Source organism: Roseiflexus sp. (assembly GCF_057785375.1).
On the sequence record NZ_JBYNRX010000035.1, the window covers coordinates 1 to 18,429 of the forward strand.

Sequence of the window (18,429 nt, forward strand, 5' to 3'; positions counted from 1 at the left end):
GGCGGGCATCTATGCGGCATTCGGCGTGACGCTGATGCTCTCGTTGTTGGCGCTTGGCGCCTCGCTGGCGCGCATCCGGTTGTTCCAGGCGGTGAAATTGGGGGATGTGAACTGAGAGGTGAGAGGCGAGAGGTGAGAGGCGAGAGGCGAGAGGTGCGAAGGTGCGAAGGTGGAAGGTGGAAGGTGGTATTGCCCCTTCGTGCCTTTCGTGATCTTGGTAGAGCGCAGGGGCGCGAGGCGCGAGGTGCGAGGCGCGAGGTGCGAGGCGCCAGGTGCGAGGTGCGAAGGTGGAAGGTGGTATTGCCCCTTCGTGCCTTTCGTGATCTTGGTGGAGCGCAGGGGCGCGAGGCGCGAGGTGCGAAGGTGGAAGGTGGTATTGCCCCTTCGTGCCTTTCGTGATCTTGGTGGAGCGCAGGGGCGCGAGGCGCCAGGTGCGAGGCGCGAGGTGCGAGGCGCCAGGTGCGAGGTGCGAAGGTGGAAGGTGGTATTGCCCCTTCGTGCCTTTCGTGATCTTGGTGGAGCGCAGGGGCGCGAGGCGCCAGGTGCGAGGCGCGAGGTGCGAGGCGCCAGGTGCGAGGTGAGTAGAGGTTGAACGTTGCACGTTGACCATTGACCCGCTTGTTTCTTTTATTCGCTAACCCATTCGTTGACCCATTCGCTTATTTGCTGGCGCGATACGATAGATCATGAACACAGCCAATCACATTATTCATGCCAGTGGTCTGGTGAAAATCTACAAGGTCGCCGAACTCGAGGTGGTGGCGCTCCAGGGATTGGACCTCGAAGTGGCGCGGGGCGAGTTTCTGGCGCTGGTTGGTCCTTCCGGCTCAGGCAAATCCACGCTTCTCAGCGCCATTGGCGGTCTTGATCGCCCGTCCGCTGGCCGGTTGATCGTCGATGGTCTCGATCTGACCGCGCTGACGCCTGCTCAGGTGAGCGCCTACCGTCGGGAACGGGTCGGCTTCATCTGGCAGCAGACGACCCGCAACCTGCTACCCTATCTCAGCGCGCGCGAGAATATCGAATTGCTGATGACCTTTGCCGGGCGCAGCGGGCGTGAACGGTGCGCCTGGGCGGACGAATTGCTGGAAGCGGTTGGCATGGCAGACAAAGCCTCGACCCCCATCACACAGTTGTCTGGCGGTCAACAGCAACGCGTTGCTATCGCCTGTGCGCTGGCAAACCGGCCACGCATCCTGCTCGGCGACGAGCCGACCGGCGAGGTGGACTGGGACACGGCGCAGCGGGTGCTGACGCTGCTCCGCGACCTGCGGACGCGCTACGGCCTGACGATCGTGCTGGTCACGCACGATCCGCGTGTGGCAGAGCAGGCAGACCGGGTGATCGCCATTCGTGACGGTCGCACCAGCACTGAAACGCGCCGCGACGACGGCAGCGGCAATGGAGCGTCGGCGGGTGCTGGACAGCGCGGGCGCGCGCGCGCCGCCGAAGAACTCGTCGTTGTTGATCGCACCGGGCGCCTGCAGATCCCCGGCGACCAACGGGCGCTCGCGGGGATTGGGCGGCGCGCGCGCGTCGAACTCGTCGATGGCGGCGTGCTCATTCGTCCGGTAGAAGATGACCGGATCGCCATTCCAATTGAGGAGACAACCGGCGAACACCACCACCATTACCTCTACGATGATGATACGTCCCTCGATGTCGCCGCACCGGCGTCATCCGAACCGCTCATCGACGTGCGAGGCGTCACCCGCACATTCGGCATCGGCATTCACGCGGTCCACGCATTGCGCGGCGTCGATCTCACCGTCGAGCGGGGTGCGTTTATCGCCCTTATGGGACCAAGCGGCAGCGGTAAGACGACGCTGTTGAACATTATCGGCGGGTTGGATCGCCCGACGAGCGGCAGCGTTGTCATCGAAGGGCGACGAGTCGATCAGATGCGTCCCGACGAACTGACCATTCTACGGCGCCGGATCGGGTTCGTTTTTCAGAGTTTCGCGCTCCTGCCCACATCGTCAGCGTTCGAGAACGTGGAACTGGCACTGCGCCTGACCGGGCGAACGCCTCGCCGCCGGTGGGATGCACGGGTGCGTCGCGTGCTGGCAGCGGTCGGGTTGAGTGATTGGACCGATCATCGCCCCTATGAATTGAGCGGTGGCCAGCAGCAGCGCGTTGCACTGGCGCGGGCGCTGGTCACCTACCCACGTATCATCCTGGCAGACGAACCAACCGGCGACCTCGACAGCCGCACCGGCAGGCGGGTGCTGACCATGCTGCGCACCCTGTGCGATCAGGAAGGGGTCACGCTGATCATGGCATCGCACGATCCGGCGGTGACGGAATTCGCAACCACCATTTACCACCTGCGTGATGGCGTCATCGTCGGGTGCGAGCAGGGGGTTACTACTCGTTAACCTTTTGTAGCCGAAACATTACACACTCCGTCCACATCGCTGCTATACTCGTGCCCACGATGTACTTTTCTCCGTCCCGTCCTTAGTCGATTCGTCCGAACAGAATCTCGTCGTCTGGCGCAACCGGCTCTCCGATCTGAGGAGGTTGTCTATGCCTGCTCGTCCTTCGTCGCTGGAGGAACGTCTTGCAGCGCGCGGCGTTTCGCGCCGTCAATTCCTCAAGTTCTGCGCTGCCATGACCGCAACGCTCGCCCTGCCCGCTACGTTCACGCCGCGTATCGCTAGGGCGCTGAACACCGCCGAACGTCTTCCGGTTGTCTGGTTGGAGTTTCAAGATTGCGCCGGCAACACCGAATCGTTCCTGCGCGCCGATTCGCCTGGCGTTGCCGACATTGTGCTGGAGCAGATCAGCCTGGAGTACCACGAAACGATCATGGCGCCGGCCGGTCATCGCGCCGAACACTCGCTCGATGCTATCGTGGAACACTATCCCGGTCAGTACATCGCTATCGTCGAAGGGTCGATCCCGACTGCCAATGGCGGAGTGTACTGCACCATCGGCGGTCGGACGGCGCTGAGCATCGCGGAGCGTGTGTGCTCGAACGCCCTGGCGACGATCGCAGTCGGCGCCTGCGCCTGGGACGGCGGCTGGCCCGCTGCCAGTCCGAACCCGACCGGCGCCGTCGGGGTGCGTCAGGCGGTGCCTGGTCTCAAGAATCTGATCAACCTGCCAGGCTGCCCGATGAATGTCATCAACCTGACAGGGGTCATTGTTCATTACCTGACGTTCAAACAACTGCCAGCAACCGACGAGCAGGGACGCCCCTTCTTCGCCTATGGGCAACTCATCCACAACAACTGCGAGCGTCGTGGTCACTTCGACTCAGGTCGCTTCGTCGAGCGCTGGGGCGACGAGGGGCACCGTCTGGGATGGTGTCTGTACAAGATGGGGTGCAAAGGACCTCAAACCCTCTCGAACTGCCCGGCTATCGGGTGGAACGGAACCTCGTACTGGCCCATTGGCGCCGGTCACGGATGCGTTGGCTGTATGTCGCCGCGCTTCTGGGATACCATGACGCCCTTCTACGAGCGTCTACCGAACATCGAGGGCTTTGGCGTCGAAGTAACCGCCGACACGCTGGGCGTAGTCGCGGTTGGTGTGGTGGCGGCAGCTGGTGTGGTGCATGGAGTCGCAAGCGCAGTTCGGGCGCGGATGCAGCCAATTGCGGCGCACGATGGTGGCGAGACGCTGGTGGAAGCCGCAGAACGCGCGGTTCACGTTGTGGAACAGATTGCAGGACCAGTCAAAGTGGCGGAGGCGCCAGCGGTAGAGTCCGGGAAGGCTATCGCATCGGGCGAAAGCGAAGAGAGCGACCGTCCCGGCAGAGATGGACCGTCCGCGTCCTGACCGGTTGAACAGAGCAGCGGAGGAAGCGCTATGGCAAAGATCGCCATTGATCCAATCACGCGCATCGAGGGACACCTGCGTATCGAAGCGCAGATCGAGCAAGGGCGCATTGTTGATGCCTGGAGCAGTTCGACAATGTTCCGCGGCATGGAGATCGTGCTGCGTGGGCGCGATCCGCGCGATGCCTGGGTGTTTGCGCAACGCATCTGCGGCGTCTGCACGACCGTCCACGCCCTCGCTTCGGTGCGCGCCGTCGAGAATGCGCTTGAGATTCAGATTCCCGATAATGCTCGCCTTATTCGCAACATCATCGCTGGCGCGCAGTACGTGCAGGACCATGTCATCCACTTCTATCACCTGCACGCGCTGGATTGGGTAGATATCGTGAGCGCGCTCAGCGCCGATCCGGTCAAAACATCGGAACTGGCGCAGAGCATTTCCGACTGGCCTAAATCATCACCAGCCTACTTCAAAGGCGTGCAGGGGCGGTTGCAAAAGTTCGTGGACAGCGGACAACTGGGGATTTTCGGCAACGCCTACTGGGGGCATCCGGCATATGCTCTGCCGCCTGAAGCCAATCTGATGGCGGTGGCGCACTACCTGGAGGCGCTGGAGTGGCAGAAGGACGTCATCAGGATTCACGCCATTCTCGGCGGCAAGAATCCCCATCCGCAGACGTACCTCGTCGGCGGGATGGCAGCGCCGCTCGACCCGAATGCACAGCAGGCGATCAATACCATCCGCATCGCGCAGTTGAAGATGCTCGCCGAGCAGGCGCGCACGTTTGTGAGTAAAGTCTACATTCCCGATATCCTTGCCATCGCATCATTCTACAAAGACTGGGCGGGACTTGGCGCGGGGGTGGGCAACTATCTGTCGTATGGCGACTTCCCCGCCGCAAAGGATGGCAATGTCGCCAGTTACTGGCTGCCGCGCGGCGTGATTGTGAACAAGAATATCGATCAGAAGCCGCTGCCCATGAACCACGAGCGTGTGACCGAGTATGTCGCGCATTCCTGGTTCCGCTACAGCGAAGGCGATCAACAGGCGCTTCACCCGTGGAAAGGCGAGACCATTCCGAACTACACCGGTCCGCAGCCGCCCTATGACTGGCTCAACACCGATAGCAAATACTCCTGGCTCAAAACGCCGCGCTATAACGACATGCCGATGGAGGTTGGTCCGCTGGCGCGCATGCTGGTGGGATATGCTTCCGGTCAGCAGCGAATTCAGGAACTGGTGAACGCAACGCTCGCGCAGTTGGGGGTGGGTCCAGCGGCGCTCTTCTCGACGTTGGGGCGCACGGCGGCGCGCGCAATCGAAACAGCGCTGCTCGCCGAACTGTTGCCGGAATGGATCGACGAACTGGCGGCAAATATGGCGTCAGGCAACCTGGCTGTTCATAACAGCACGAAGTGGAGTCCGGCGAACTGGCCCAAAGAAGCCGTCGGCTGGGGATCGATGGAAGCGCCGCGCGGCTCGCTCGGGCACTGGGTGCGGATCAGGGACGGCAAGATCGTCAACTATCAGGCAGTCGTTCCGACGACGTGGAATGGCTCGCCGCGCGATGCGCGTGATGTGCGTGGACCCTACGAATCTGCCCTGATCGACACGCCTGTCACCGACCCGGAGCAACCGATCGAAATCCTGCGCACTGTCCACTCCTTCGACCCGTGCATGGCGTGCGCAGTTCACCTGGTGGATGCCCGTGGCGTCGAGATCACCCGCGTCAGGGTGCAGTGAGGTGTGCCATGCGACGACGAGTCTATGTATGGGAAGTCCCGGTGCGCCTGACGCACTGGGTCAATGTGCTGAGCATCGTGATGCTCTCGTTCACCGGCTACTACATCGCCAACCCGTACATCTTCGTGAGCACGCGCGAACCATGGGGCATCTACTTCATGGGAACGATGCGTTTCCTGCACTTCGCATTCGCCTACGTCTTCGTAGCGAGCCTGCTCCTGCGCACCTACTGGGCGTTCGTCGGCAATCAGTGGGCGAGCTGGCGCGGGTTGTTCCCCTTCCTGACGAAGGAAGGGCGCGAGAACACATGGCACGCGATCCAGTACTATTTCTTCCTGCGCCGCCATCCGCCAGAGGTCGCCGGGCACAATGCGCTGGCAGGCACATCGTACATGATCATTGTTTTCCTGTACGGTCTGAGCGTCTTTACCGGCTTCACGCTCTACGGTCAGTTGCATCCCGCGAGCATCTGGCACACCCTCACCAACTGGGTTACGTCATTTGCGTCGCTCCAGATGCTGCGGCTCGGACATCACATCATCATGTACCTCATTCTGGCGTTCGTCGTGCACCATGTGTATGCCGCGTGGCTGATCGACATGGAAGAGGGCAACGGTCTGATGTCGAGCATCTTCAGCGGCTATAAGTTCCTGCCAAAGAATCAGCAGCCAGATTGGATCGAGCAGGTGATCGCCCAGAACGGCAAGCAGAACGGCAAACAGGATGGTAAAGCGCCACATGTGGCGAAGCCGGAGACGCGCGGGGTTGAACGTTGAACGTGGGAAGGTTCCAGGTGTAGGGGCGCGCCCGTGCGTCAGTGGCGCGCCCGTGCGCCGGGGGCAGGGTGAACGTTGCCGGTGCACGTGGGAAGGGCAAAGGTAGGGGCGCGCCGGGGGCGCGCCCGTGCGTCAGTGGCGCGCCCGCGCGCCGGAGGCCGGGTGAACGTTGCCGGTGCACGTGGGAAGGGCAAAGGTAGGGGCGCGCCGGGCCGGGGGCAGGGTGAACGTTGCCGGTGCACGTGGGACGGGCAAAGGTCGGGGCGCGCCGGGGGCGCGCCGTGCGGCAGTGGCGCGCCCGCGCGCCGGAGGCGGGGTGGAAAGCGCAGTAAAAATCCCGTTTTGTATCCCAGTCGCGCCCGCGCGCCGGAGGCGGGGTGAACGTTGCCGGTGCACGTGGGAAGGGCAAAGGTAAGGGCGCGCCGCTGGCGCGCCCGCGTGCCGGAGGCACGCCCGCGCCGGAGGCGCGCCCGTGTTTCGCCGGGCGCTTCACCCGGCACGGACATCGCCCGACCTCAAGGGTCTTGGCGGAAAGAACGATAATCATGCCAGCAATCCTCGTCCTCGGTCTGGGCAACATCATCATGCGCGACGAAGGGTTGGGCGTGCGCGCCTGTGAGCGCCTGACCCAACGCTATCGTCTGCCCGACGGTGTGATCGTGCTCGATGGCGGAACGCTAGGGCTTGATCTGTTGCCGTACCTTGAAGGGATCACCGACCTGCTCATCATCGATGCCATCAATGCCGGCTATTCACCCGGTACGATTGTGCGGCTGGAGAATGAGCAGATACCGCAGACTCTGGCGCTCAAAATGTCGATGCACCAGGTGGGCTTGCAGGAACTTCTGGCCGTGATGGCGCTGCGCGGGCATACACCGCCGCGCATCGTGTTGCTGGGTATGGAACCGTTGCGGATCGAACCAGGGCTGGACCTCTCGGCGCCGGTGCAGGCAAACCTTGATGCACTGGTGGAGGAGGTGGTTGCTGAGTTGCGATCATGGGGGGTCCCTGGTATAGATGACCGTCATCCGAGCAGTTCACAGGTGTAGATTCTTCTAGCAAACCCTCACATTGCATCACCTGTTTTTGGGTATCAAAATGCCTCAACTCCCCCTCTCCGGCTTTGCTGGAGAGAGGGAAGGGGGGTGAGGACGAAAAAGGCTTCGAGACGCGGAAAACGCCCCTCGCGCCTGAAAAACTCTACCTTTGAGAGGTCGCGAGCAGCCCTGGGGTGGTGCAGTCAAGGCGCGCCGGGTGCGGGCGCAGCCAGGAGGTCACGGGCAGCAGCGGCGGGTCTGCCGCGCGCGTCGTGCCGGGTGCGGGTGACGGGCATCGGCGGGGTGGCTGAGGGTGCTGCCAGGAGGTCGTGGGCAGCGCCGGGGATCGTGGCGGAGATGACCGTCACCCGCATGGTTGCGGGCGCAACCAGGAGGTCATGGGCAGCAGCGGCGGGTCTACCGCGCGCGTCGCGCCGGGTGCGGGTGACGGGCATCGGCGGGGCGGTTGCGGGCGCGATCGGGGTGTCACGGGCAGCGCCGGGGATCGTGGCAGAGATGACCGTCACCTGTGCGGCTGAGGGCGCTGCCAGGAAGTCACGGGCAGCAGCGGCGGGTCTGTCGCGAGTGCCGCGCCGGGTACGGGTGACGGGCATCGTTGATCGCTGCTTGCTCCCCGTACCAGGACATGCTAGAATAATGCTACGGATACGATCTACCTGCAAGGAGCATGGCGATCAGAGACGATCAGACGACCCCCAACAGCGGGCGCCGCCTCTACGAAACCCGCCCGCCCCGTGAACGCGCTTTTCTCGTCGGTGTGGAACTGACCGGTGGCCGCAGTGCATGGAAAGCCGAAGACTCGCTCCAGGAACTCGCCCTGCTGGCTGACACCGCCGGTCTTGATGTAGTTGGCAGCACGTATCAGCGCCTCAAGCAGCCCTTCCCGCGTTATTTCGTTGGTCCCGGTAAGATCGAAGAAATCGCCGCGCTCCGCGACACGTTGCGCTATGATCTCGTCGTGTTCGATGATGAATTGACGCCAGCACAGGCGCGCAACGTCGAAGATGCCTTACAGACGCGCGTGCTGGACCGCACCGTCCTGATCCTCGACATCTTCGCGCGCCATGCGCAGACCCACGAAGGGCGCGTGCAGGTCGAACTGGCGCAGTACCGCTACCTGCTCCCCCGTCTGCGACGACAATGGACGCACCTGGAGCGTCAGGCTGGCGGCGGTGGCGCTTCGGCAGGCGGCGTCGTCGGTCTGCGCGGTCCGGGCGAAACGCAGCTCGAAGTCGACCGGCGCCTGATTGCGCGCCGCATCCAGTGGCTCGAACAGCAGATCGAGGACGTGCATCGCCACCGCGAGGTCTACCGCGAACGGCGTCGCCAGAGCGGCATCCCGGTGGCGGCAATCGTCGGATACACAAACGCCGGAAAATCGACGCTGCTCAACGCCCTTTCTGGCGCTAACGTGCGCGCCGAAGACCGGTTGTTCGCTACGCTCGACCCGACAACGCGCCAGGTGGCGCTTCCCGGCGGGCAGCAGATCCTTCTGACTGACACTGTCGGGTTTATTCAGAAACTGCCAACGCACCTGGTAGCGGCGTTCCGCGCAACCCTCGAAGAGATCCGTGAGGCGGATGTGTTGCTGCACGTGCTCGACATAACACACCCGAATGCAGCGCAGCAGACGCAGACGGTTCTCGATACGCTGCGCGATCTGCAGGTTGAAGATCGCCCGATCCTCACGGTGCTCAACAAAGTCGATCTCATGGCCGGCGTCGATGAAGCCGAGGTGGGCAGAATTGCGGAAACGCTGGGCATGCCGGACGATTATGTGGCGGTATCGGCGCGCAAAGGGTGGGGTCTCGATACGCTGTTGCAACGCATCGAGCAGACGCTGAGCGAGCGCATGATCCCGCTGACGGCGCTGATCCCCTACCGCCGCAACGATCTGGTGTCGCTCTGGCATACGCGCGGCGTGATTGACGAAGAGCGGTACGAAGCGGAAGGGACGTTGATCGCCGGGCGTCTGCCGGTTGAGTTGGTGCGCTGGTTCGAGCCATTTTCGCGCCCTGTGTTTGCTACATAGATGAATCCACTACCACCATTCGCCGCTGTGAGCATGGCAGCGTTGCTTGCCCCAATTGCGCTGACGCCGCTCCGCGAGCAGTTGCACCCGGCTGAACTGCCGGGTGTTCAGCATTTTGTGCAGGTCGGCGAGTACAACCTGCACTACACCGATGAGGGTCCGCGCGATGCTCCGGTGGCGCTGCTCGTCCACGGGTTTGCTGCCTGGGCGTTCGCCTGGCGCTCGCAACGCGCCGCGCTCGCCGCCGCCGGACGGCGGGTGGTGACGATTGATCTCATCGGCTACGGTGCATCCCCTCGTCCTGCGGCGCCGGTCTACTCGACGCACGATCAGGCGCAGGTGTTGTTGCAGGCGCTCGATGCACTTGAGATCAGGACGTTCGATGTGGTCGGGCACTCGTTCGGCGGGCGGGTGGCGTTTCAGATGGCGCTGCTTGCTCCGCAGCGGGTGCAGCGCATCGTTGCGATCTGCCCTGAGGCGTTCACCGTCGGGCGTCCGCCGATTGCTGCGCTTGCCCGTCTGCCGCTGATCGGTCAGGCGCTCTCGTACTATGTCCTGGCGCCGTCGCTGGTCGGCGTCGGGCTGCGTTCCCTCTCGAAGCGCCACGACTGGTTGACCGACGAGGTGAGCGCGGGGTACGCCGCGCCGCTGTATGTGCGCGGCACGGCGGCGGCGCAGGTCTGGCAGGCGCGCTCGCCAAAGGACGGACCGCTGCCGGCGCCGGAGAACCTGACGTCGATCCGCCCGCCGACGCTGCTGCTGTGGGGCGATGGCGACACGGTGTTTCCGGTGGACGAGGGGCGCCGCCTGGAACGCATCCTCCCCGACGCTCGTCTGATCGTCTACGACCACACTGGCCACCTGCCCTACGAAGAACGCGCGGCGGAGGTGAATGAGGCGATGGTTGGGTTCCTCCGGGGAGATGAGATAGGAACATGAAAGTTCCAGGAGTCTACCTTGATACCTCCGTGCTGGGGGGTGCTTCGATGCCGAGTTCGCTCCCTGGTCGAACGGACTTATCAGGGATATTCGCCGCAGTTTATTTGTGCCCGTTTTGTCTGAGATTGTGACTGTCAAGGTTGCCAATGCTCCCGTAGATGTACAAACACTGTACACGGAACTCGTGTCCGGCGCTGCTGAAGTTCTGACTGTGAACAGGAGCGCCCTTGAACTCGCAGAGGCTTATCAACAACGTGGCATCCTGACGCCGAAATTCTACAATGATGGTGTGCATAGTGCACTTGCGACGGTGGCTGACGTCGATGTGCTGGTTAGCCTACCTTTCTGAATCTAGGTGGTACAATACAGCAATGGATAAAAACGATTTTCTGATCGCACTTCAGACAGAAGTGGCAACGTTTAATTCGGCAGTTTCTACTCCAAGCGGCGAATGGATTATCAAGGGATTTATTGATATAGCTAAGAACATTTACACCATTTCAGTGGACACCAAAGTTATCTCAAAAATCATGGAACTTTTGTTGTTCCCAGAACTTGCACGGTTTGCCGAAAAGCGCGGACTCAAAATGGTCTTGTCGGAACAGCAGAACTTCTATCCTGATATAAGTTTTGTAGATGATGATAGACATCGCTTCGTGCTTGACTTGAAAAGCACTTACAGAGTTGATGGCAACCGTGTGAATGGAATGACACTAGGTGCCTTTACTGGGTATTTCCGAGAAAGGAATAGCACAAAAAACATAACCTTTCCTTATGGTTCTTATAGCGGTCATTTCGTTCTGGGTGTAATTTATTCAAAGACAGATGATTTGATTGATGCGCGGAGAAGATATACCCTTGATGAACTTGAACAGATTACATCCGTTATCAAAGACTTTCAGTTCTTTGCTCAGGAAAAATATCGCATCGCAGCCGACCGTCCAGGAAGTGGCAATACCAAGAACATTGGTTCAGTCACGGAAATTGATAAACTTGTAAATGGCTCTGGGCCGTTCGCCTCATTAGGAGAAGATGTCTTCGATGACTACTGGATGTATTACTTGACCAAAGATATGGCAAGAGCAGCGGAGCTGAAACGACCGCCTTACACAAATTTGCGAAGTTACTTGAAATACAAAGGTTTGGCGAAGTGATTCTCCAAAGTTTGCCGCGTACAGTAAAACAGGTTATCGTCCCTCCGATAAAGTGTCAGGGAATTAAAACGAAACTTGTCAAATTTATCTTGAGCCACATTTCCTGGGATGGCAAAGGAAAATGGATAGAACCATTCCTCGGATCGGGTGTAGTATTATTCAATGTTCAGCCAGAACGCGCACTACTCAATGATGTTAATCCCCACATCATTAGGTTATACCAGATGATTTACGATGGAGACTTGTCGCCTGAACAAGTAAGGTCATACTTGACCGAAGAAGGTAAAAAGTTATTGTCAAAGGGCGAAGATTATTATTATGTAGTCCGAGAACGCTTCAATAGAACTGAAGACCCTTTAGATTTTATTTTCCTCAACAGGTCGTGTTTCAATGGGGTTATGCGATTTAATAGCAAGGGAGAATTCAATGTTCCGTTTTGTCGCAAGCCAGATCGCTTTCGTCAAGCCTATGTAACCAAGATAGTAAATCAAATCTCTCGAATACGCAGAATAATGCAAGGCAAAGAGTGGGTGTTTTTAACTGGAGACTGGCGAGAAGTTCTTGGCAATGTAAATGCAGATGACTTTGTTTATCTTGATCCACCCTACATCGGTAGGCATACAGATTACTATCAGGATTGGTCAGAAGACGACGCAGCAGATTTGGCAAGAATTACTCGAAACTTGCCATGTGGTTTTGCATTGTCTATGTGGAAAGAAAATAAGTATCGCCTTAATCAACACATTGCTTCTTACTGGGATGGGCTAGTAGAAAGAACCTTTACTCATTTTTATCATGTAGGTTCAACAGAAAATCTCAGAAACTCAATGGAAGAAGCCTTGTTGATAAAACCTGGTTATGAGACGGCGCTTATTGAGACTACAAAATCTGAGAAGCCCCTCCAATTGGCATTTGCTTTACATGAACAGGCAGGCTAACCAGCGCATGCACCCGACAGGCTTTGCCTCGCTGCGCTCGGCTCGCCTGCGGGTGATGCTTTCGTTAGCTGGAACTTCAAGCACGTCGTTCATTATGATAAGATACGCGGGTCGGGTATGTTCCCGCCTTCAACCTGCAACCTTCAACCTTTGCCTCACAATTTCATACAGTATCACCCCCGCTGCCACACCGACGTTCAACGAATCCTGCCCGGAGGCCATGGGGATGCGCACCAGCGACGAACAGGCCGCCAGCGTCGCACTGGTCAATCCCTCGGTTTCATTACCGACGATGATCGCCAGCGGGATGGGCAGGTCGGCGTCGTACAGGGTCTGCTCGACATTGCCGGTTGCGCCGGCGACGTGGATGCCCTGTGCGCGCAGTCGCCCGATCCAGGCGGGCAGATCGGCGCAGGCATAGATCGGGATGCGCCCCACGGCGCCGCGCGCGGCGCGTACACATTCGCGGTGGAGCGGGTCGGCGCCGCCGCCTGCCACGACGACCGCTTCGGCTCCGGCGGCATCGGCAGTGCGCAACGTCATGCCCAGGTTTTCGGGATTGTTGATCTGCTCCGTGACCAGAATGACGGCGCGCCTGCCGGGGCGGTAGTCGGCGACGTCGCGCACCCGCCCCCAAATTGCGGTGATGACGGCGGGGATCGGGCGGGTGGGAGTGATCAAGCCCATCAGACCTTCGGAAATGCGGTAGGCGGGCACATCCAGGTCTGCCGCGCGCCGGAGCAGCGCTGCGCCTGTCGGATCGCGCAGCAGATCGCCGGTGTAGAACAGGTCCTCGACCGGCAGATCATCAAGGGCGCGGGAGGCGAGGAGGGGACCTTCGGCAAGGAATTGACCGCGCGCGCGCCGACCTGCCGCATTGCCGAGGTCGCGCAGGCGGGCGACAATCGGGTCTCTGGCGCTGCTGAGGGTTTGCCCCTGCGCCGGGGGCGGCAGGTCGGCGCGCGCTAGTGGGGGACCACGGAATAGTGTGTCGTCGTCGATGACGGGGAGCATTTCGCTGCCGCGCCGAACGCCAATGAACAGATGAATGCCGGGGCGCCTTAGCGGTGGACGCGGTGCGACTTCATGCCCGTCGAACAGTTCAGCGAGCGTCGGCAACGTCCACGCGCCGGCTGCCAGAAACAGCAGCACGTCGCCGCGTGGCGCAGCCAGGAGTAGATCGCGCAGTGCGCGTTCGTGGGCAGCCACAACCATTGCGCGTGTTGTAGCAGCAAAGCGCGTTTCTGAGCGGTATACCAGCATGCCGTCGATGGTTCCCCATCCCGACGCCAGGACGCGCACTGCCGCGCGGTCGGCGTCGAAGAAGTCAGCAACCAGGTCGTTATGTTCAGCGTCGTATTCCCGGCGCAGCAGGTCGATCAGCGCTGATCGTGCGGCATCCAGGTTCTCGATAATGATAGCCACACGCTTTACCCTTCCCTCACAAGACGTGGATCGTGCCGTCGCTCTCTTATCGAGCGATCAACCAACACCCGGACAATCAAGGACGTGGAGCGGCAGATGTGGGCTGAGCCTGTCGCAGCCAACGTCTGCCGCAGGATGGTCAACACGGGTGATGATTGTGCAACACTGGTTGATCGCTCTTTTATGCCGAGTCGTCCGTTCGAGGCATCAGGACGCTTCAATTCCCCCTTCTCCAGCGTGCAGGAGAAGGAAGCAGAGAGATGAGGGTAAAGACGGCGCCAGGACACGTCATATAGCCATTGCCCCCAAAGCCTCTCCACCCGTGAGGACGCCAAATCTCCGTTTCGGGCGACCGGTGGCATCGTTTGCCATCACCGTGAACAGTTGCGTCCTGCTGCACAGGGATGGGCTATTCCGAGTGTACTCGCTGTCGAGTATAGCACAAGCGGGTGGAGACATACGGCATGGGCGGCATCTCCACCAGAATGCCATCCCCTGATACAACCGTCTCTGAGTCTTTGCGCTTTTGTGGTCGCTCTATCGCAAGCAGCGCCTCCGTGATCGCGCCGCTTGCACGAAGGCCCGCTTCCACAGCCTGCAACCGACGTTATCCGGTAGACCCGCGCCGCCAGGTCGCACGCCCTCTCGTTGGGTAGGCGAAGGCATTGCCTTCGCCTACCCGATCGCACTTCAGTCAGCGATTTTTCGGACAGGCTCTAAACCTGCACTCGAGACATGGAAGCCCCGTAGGGGCTTGTGTGATCTCAGCGAGGGCTTTAGCCCGCAGCGTCCGGCGCAACCCAGCCTCTGGAGTCGGTACGCGCATATAGGGATGTATATTCAGACTCCATAACCGTCGGACGAGGATGAGGCGGAGCGGTTGTGTTTCTCAGCGGCCTGTGGCGCGCACCGGGCGCGTAACGGCGCGCGCAGCGCGGGCGAGTCCCCGGCGGGCGCGCAGGCTCGCAACGGCGGCGTAGTGCCCGGCAGCCCATGAGCGTCCACCAGCCTGCACGTCGCCGTGGATGATCGCCTGTCGGAGGTCGTCGGCGGTTGTGCCGGGGAAGAGGGTGTAGCCAAGCCCCACTGTCGAGAAGTGGTGCGCATCGCTTCCGCCGCAGGCAGGCAGACCGAGCATCGCTGCCACGGACGCGGCGCGCGCATTCATGCCCGGCAGCGGCAGGCTGGCGTTGAACACCTCGACGCCATCGACGGGCCAGGCCGGGTTGTCGCCGCCGCAGGAGCGGAGCAGATGTGCGCCAAACGAAGAGACCAGCCAATCGAAGGGGTGCGCAACGATGCAAATCGCCCCCTGCTCATGAGCAGCAGCAATCGTTTTGGGTGCGGGTTGTCCTGGAGGGAGGGCGCGTTCGAGAAACAACACCAGCAGGTGACCATCGGCAGTGGACACCTCCTCGCCGACGATCACCTCGACATCGAAGCCGCGCGCCATGCGCCGCGCCTCGAGCGCGCCGGCGATGGTATCGTGATCGGTAATGGCGATCACGCGCAACCCGATGTGATCGGCATATTCGAGCACCTGCGCGACCGAACTGTGCCCGTCGCTGTACCGGGTGTGAACGTGAATATCCGCCTTGTTCCAGAGGGTCATGACCAGGCTCTCCTGAGCGCCAGCAGGCGCGGACGCCAGCGCAGCGCACGCCGATAATATTTTATCAGTTCGTCGAGTACACGGGGCCAGGAGCGTTGTTCGGCGGCAGCGCGCCCCGCCCGTCCATACGCGCTGCTCAGGCTGGGGTTGGCGACCAGTCTGTGGACTGCGGTGCGCAAATCATATGCCGACCCAGGTGTGAAGAAAATGCCGGTTTCCTCATCGCGCACCAGGTCGATGACGCCGCCGGCGCGCGCAGCGATGACCGGCAGCCCTGATGCCATTGCTTCCTGAACCACCTGCCCGAAGGTTTCGGTATCGGAAGGGAAGACGAACAGATCGGAACTGGCATATGCCACTGCCAGATCGTGTCCATCAAGAAAGCCGGTGAAGGTCACCGGCATCCCGGCAAACCGACGTTCAAGCTGAGGTCGCGCCGGTCCATCGCCGACCAGCACCAGACGGATGCCATCCACATTGCGCAACGCTTCCGCCAGCAGGTCGAGCCGTTTTTCGGCTGCCAGTCGTCCGACGTAGAGCAATACCCGCTCATCGGGGCGTGCTCCGATGGCGACGCGCCACTCCTCACGCCGGTTTGCCGGGCGGAAGCGGACGGTATCGACGCCACGGCCCCAGAGGCGGAGCCGCCGAAATCCGCGCTGGCGCAAATCTGCCAGAATAGCCGAGGAAGGGCATAGGGTCAGCGCACAGGCGTTATGGATCCAGCGCAAGTACGAATATGCCGCCTCGCGTAGCGCTCCCAAACCGTAGTGAACGCTGTAGGCAGGCAGATCGGTATGGTACGTGGCGATTGCTGGAATGCGCAGTTGCCGTGCCGCAAAACGCGCCGCCGGACCAAGAACCATCAATCCGGCGAGGTAGATCAGATCGGGGCGGAACTGTCGGAGCGCAGGCACAATACCCGGTTGCGGCGGCGTAAAACGGATGTCGGGATAGAGCGGGAAAGGAATGCCGCGCAGCGGGATGATCCGCGCGCCAGCATAGGACTTGGGGGCGCCCTGCGGCGCAAACAGCAACGCTTCGTGCCCTTCGTTCTGGAGATGCTCCAGCAGGCGGCACAAGGTTGTGACGATGCCGTTGACGTTGGGCAGAAAAGTCTCGGTGATCAGTGCTATCCGCATTCCTGCGCTCCCGCGTGTTCGCTTGCCGCACCATTCGTGACTGTAGCATACCTGGATTGCACTTTGACTATGAAGGTGTTAACGGCAGGATAAGGGGAGGAAAAGAATGGGTTAGGGATTAGGAATTAGGAATTAGGAATTAGGGGTTAGGAATTAGGGATTAGGAGTGAGGGGTTAGGAATTAGGGATTAGGGGTTAACTTTCCTGCCTTCAACCTTCAACCTTCAACCTTCAACCCCTCTCGCCTCTCGCCTCTCGCCTCTCGCCTCTCGCCTCTCGCCTCTCGCCTCTCGCCTCTCGCCTCTTACCTCTTACCTCTCGCCTCGTACCTCAGCTTGCAGCCAGCGTCGTCCAACGACGAACAGCGCAACGATCAGGAGCAGCGCCAGGGCGATCTGCCAGGAGAGGGCGCGTCCCTGGATCAGTTCACTGCCGATCAGGGTATACGCCAGCATGCCGGGGATGATGCCAATGGCGTTGGCGAGCGTGTACGAGGGGAGCGGCAGACGTGCCATGCCTGCCAGATACCCGATAAAATCGAGCGACACAATCGGCGTCATTCTGGCGATCAGGACGATCCAGAAGCCGCGTGAGGCGCCGATGTCGGTCAATCGTCGCCAGAGGGGTGAATCTTTCCAGCGCTGCGCCAGCACGCCGCCAGACCAGCGTCCAAGCGCATAGGTCGCCAGACCCCCCGCCATGCCGCCAATCCAGGAGAGCAGCGTCCCCCACAAGACGCCATAGATCGCGCCGTTGGCGGCGGCGACGAGGGAGCCGGGCAGCGGCGCCAGCACCGATTGCAGCACCATCAGCAGGATGCTGACCAGCGGCGTCCATATGCCGAAGTCTCGCAGGAGTGCGGCTGCCTCGTCGGGTGATGCAGCGCTGAACACCCGTTGTGCGGCGCCACTCTGCCCGATGAACATTGCCACGAACACAAGAGCAAGGATGCTGCCGAGGAACAATGCCCGGCGCGTCGAAACACGCAGCAGACTCATCGGCGCGTGGCGCTCCAGTATCCCCAGTCGTGGCGCAGGAGGCGTTGCGGGAGGGGTACGCGCATCCCCAGTGCAATCAGCGCGCACCGCGCAGTGCTGTGCAACAATTTACGCACCGCACCGCGCCGCAGCCGGCGGTCATCGAGCGAATAGACCGCAAGATCGGCGGCGAACCGGATGCGATAGCCGCGATGGGCAAGGCGCAGGAAGAGTTCGCTGTCTTCATTGACCGGCAGGTCACGGCGAAAGCCGCCAATTGCCGCGAGCACCTCACGTCTTACCGCCATATTCGAGCCGGATGCCGCCGGGAAGCCAAGGGTGTGCGCCATCCGCTGCCCGCCGGTAAAGATGGTGCTGTACCAGCGGTATGCTGAAGTGGCATATTTGGGACCGTAGACGGCATCGGCGCCGGCGTAGCGCGCGAAACGCTCGAAATAGCCGGGAGCGAAACGTACATCGGCATCGCTAAAGATCAACCACTCGCCACGTGCAACGGCAGCGCCAATCTCACGCGCTTCCGCAATGCTGGCGGGCGAGCGGATAAGCCGGGTATTGTACGGTCGTGTGCGCTCGATGATGGCGGGGGTCTCGTCGTCGCTGGCATCGACGACGACCAGTTCCACCCATTCGGGAAGGGCGGCGAGAAATCTGCCGATCAATGCTGCTTCGTTGCGTGTCGGAATCACGACACTCAGGGTGTCAAGCACTGCGCACCTCGTGTCATCAATATTGAACGTTCGCTGTTGAATGCTCGATTGGCAATTTCTGGCTTTTCGAGCGTGTCTGAAAACTCGCCTCCTGATGTGAGTAGGCGAAGGCGCCGCCT

At 60.9% G+C, this 18,429-nt stretch carries 15 protein-coding genes; 9 read left to right on the forward strand and 6 right to left on the reverse strand.

Annotated elements, in window-relative coordinates:
• Nucleotides 1–686 precede the first annotated feature (686 nt).
• The 5 genes from AC3EA7_RS05745 (at nucleotide 687) to AC3EA7_RS05765 (ending at nucleotide 7,354) form a co-directional block, all read left to right on the forward strand.
• Nucleotides 687–2,378: an ABC transporter ATP-binding protein gene (locus AC3EA7_RS05745; RefSeq protein WP_488613079.1), complete on the forward strand. Its 1,692-nt coding sequence runs from the start codon at nucleotides 687–689 to the stop codon at nucleotides 2,376–2,378.
• 151 nt (nucleotides 2,379–2,529) lie between these two features.
• The gene (locus tag AC3EA7_RS05750) at nucleotides 2,530–3,786 is read left to right on the forward strand and encodes a hydrogenase small subunit (protein ID WP_488613080.1); all 1,257 of its coding nucleotides are present in this window, start codon (nucleotides 2,530–2,532) and stop codon (nucleotides 3,784–3,786) included.
• Between the two features lie 30 nt (nucleotides 3,787–3,816).
• Nucleotides 3,817–5,529, forward strand: coding sequence for a nickel-dependent hydrogenase large subunit (locus tag AC3EA7_RS05755; protein ID WP_488613081.1), 1,713 nt, complete (start codon nucleotides 3,817–3,819; stop codon nucleotides 5,527–5,529).
• An 8-nt stretch (nucleotides 5,530–5,537) separates the two neighbouring features.
• Nucleotides 5,538–6,305, forward strand: coding sequence for a Ni/Fe-hydrogenase, b-type cytochrome subunit (gene cybH, locus AC3EA7_RS05760; RefSeq protein WP_488613082.1), 768 nt, complete (start codon nucleotides 5,538–5,540; stop codon nucleotides 6,303–6,305).
• Nucleotides 6,306–6,850: 545 nt separating this feature from the next.
• Nucleotides 6,851–7,354: a HyaD/HybD family hydrogenase maturation endopeptidase gene (locus AC3EA7_RS05765; protein ID WP_488613083.1), complete on the forward strand. Its 504-nt coding sequence runs from the start codon at nucleotides 6,851–6,853 to the stop codon at nucleotides 7,352–7,354.
• Nucleotides 7,355–7,545: 191 nt separating this feature from the next.
• On the opposite strand, the gene AC3EA7_RS05770 is transcribed toward AC3EA7_RS05765, so the two are convergent.
• Nucleotides 7,546–7,956 carry a hypothetical protein gene (locus tag AC3EA7_RS05770; protein WP_488613084.1) on the reverse strand — a complete coding sequence of 137 codons (411 nt, stop codon included), beginning with the start codon at nucleotides 7,954–7,956 and terminating at the stop codon, nucleotides 7,546–7,548.
• Nucleotides 7,957–8,030: 74 nt separating this feature from the next.
• Between AC3EA7_RS05770 and hflX the strand changes: the two genes are divergently transcribed.
• The 4 genes from hflX to AC3EA7_RS05790 all read left to right on the forward strand — a co-directional run bounded on the left by hflX (nucleotide 8,031) and on the right by AC3EA7_RS05790 (nucleotide 12,426).
• A complete protein-coding gene (hflX, locus tag AC3EA7_RS05775) occupies nucleotides 8,031–9,395 on the forward strand; it encodes a GTPase HflX (RefSeq protein WP_488613085.1) in 1,365 nt (454 codons plus the stop codon).
• Complete coding sequence (locus AC3EA7_RS05780) at nucleotides 9,396–10,334, forward strand: alpha/beta fold hydrolase (RefSeq protein ID WP_488613086.1); 939 nt, start codon at nucleotides 9,396–9,398, stop codon at nucleotides 10,332–10,334.
• A gap of 371 nt (nucleotides 10,335–10,705) precedes the next feature.
• On the forward strand, nucleotides 10,706–11,488 hold the full coding sequence (locus AC3EA7_RS05785; protein WP_488613087.1) for a type II restriction endonuclease: 783 nt from the start codon (nucleotides 10,706–10,708) through the stop codon (nucleotides 11,486–11,488).
• Nucleotides 11,485–12,426, forward strand: a complete 942-nt coding sequence (locus AC3EA7_RS05790) for a Dam family site-specific DNA-(adenine-N6)-methyltransferase (protein WP_488613088.1) — start codon at nucleotides 11,485–11,487, stop codon at nucleotides 12,424–12,426. The genes AC3EA7_RS05785 and AC3EA7_RS05790 overlap by 4 nt, the downstream gene beginning before the upstream one ends.
• A gap of 129 nt (nucleotides 12,427–12,555) precedes the next feature.
• Here the strand turns inward: AC3EA7_RS05790 and AC3EA7_RS05795 are convergent, their stop codons facing one another.
• The 5 genes from AC3EA7_RS05795 to AC3EA7_RS05815 form a co-directional block, all read right to left on the reverse strand.
• Nucleotides 12,556–13,851 carry a TrmH family RNA methyltransferase gene (locus tag AC3EA7_RS05795; protein WP_488613089.1) on the reverse strand — a complete coding sequence of 432 codons (1,296 nt, stop codon included), beginning with the start codon at nucleotides 13,849–13,851 and terminating at the stop codon, nucleotides 12,556–12,558.
• Between the two features lie 889 nt (nucleotides 13,852–14,740).
• Nucleotides 14,741–15,463: a CehA/McbA family metallohydrolase gene (locus AC3EA7_RS05800; protein ID WP_488613090.1), complete on the reverse strand. Its 723-nt coding sequence runs from the start codon at nucleotides 15,461–15,463 to the stop codon at nucleotides 14,741–14,743.
• Nucleotides 15,460–16,605: a glycosyltransferase family 4 protein gene (locus tag AC3EA7_RS05805; protein ID WP_488613091.1), complete on the reverse strand. Its 1,146-nt coding sequence runs from the start codon at nucleotides 16,603–16,605 to the stop codon at nucleotides 15,460–15,462. The genes AC3EA7_RS05800 and AC3EA7_RS05805 overlap by 4 nt, the downstream gene beginning before the upstream one ends.
• Nucleotides 16,606–16,916: 311 nt before the next feature.
• Nucleotides 16,917–17,603 (reverse strand): TVP38/TMEM64 family protein, encoded by a 687-nt coding sequence (locus AC3EA7_RS05810; protein ID WP_488613092.1) that lies wholly within the window; start codon nucleotides 17,601–17,603, stop codon nucleotides 16,917–16,919.
• The gene (locus tag AC3EA7_RS05815) at nucleotides 17,600–18,310 is read right to left on the reverse strand and encodes a glycosyltransferase (protein ID WP_488613093.1); all 711 of its coding nucleotides are present in this window, start codon (nucleotides 18,308–18,310) and stop codon (nucleotides 17,600–17,602) included. Before AC3EA7_RS05815 ends, AC3EA7_RS05810 begins: the two co-directional genes overlap by 4 nt.
• Nucleotides 18,311–18,429: the final 119 nt, after the last annotated feature.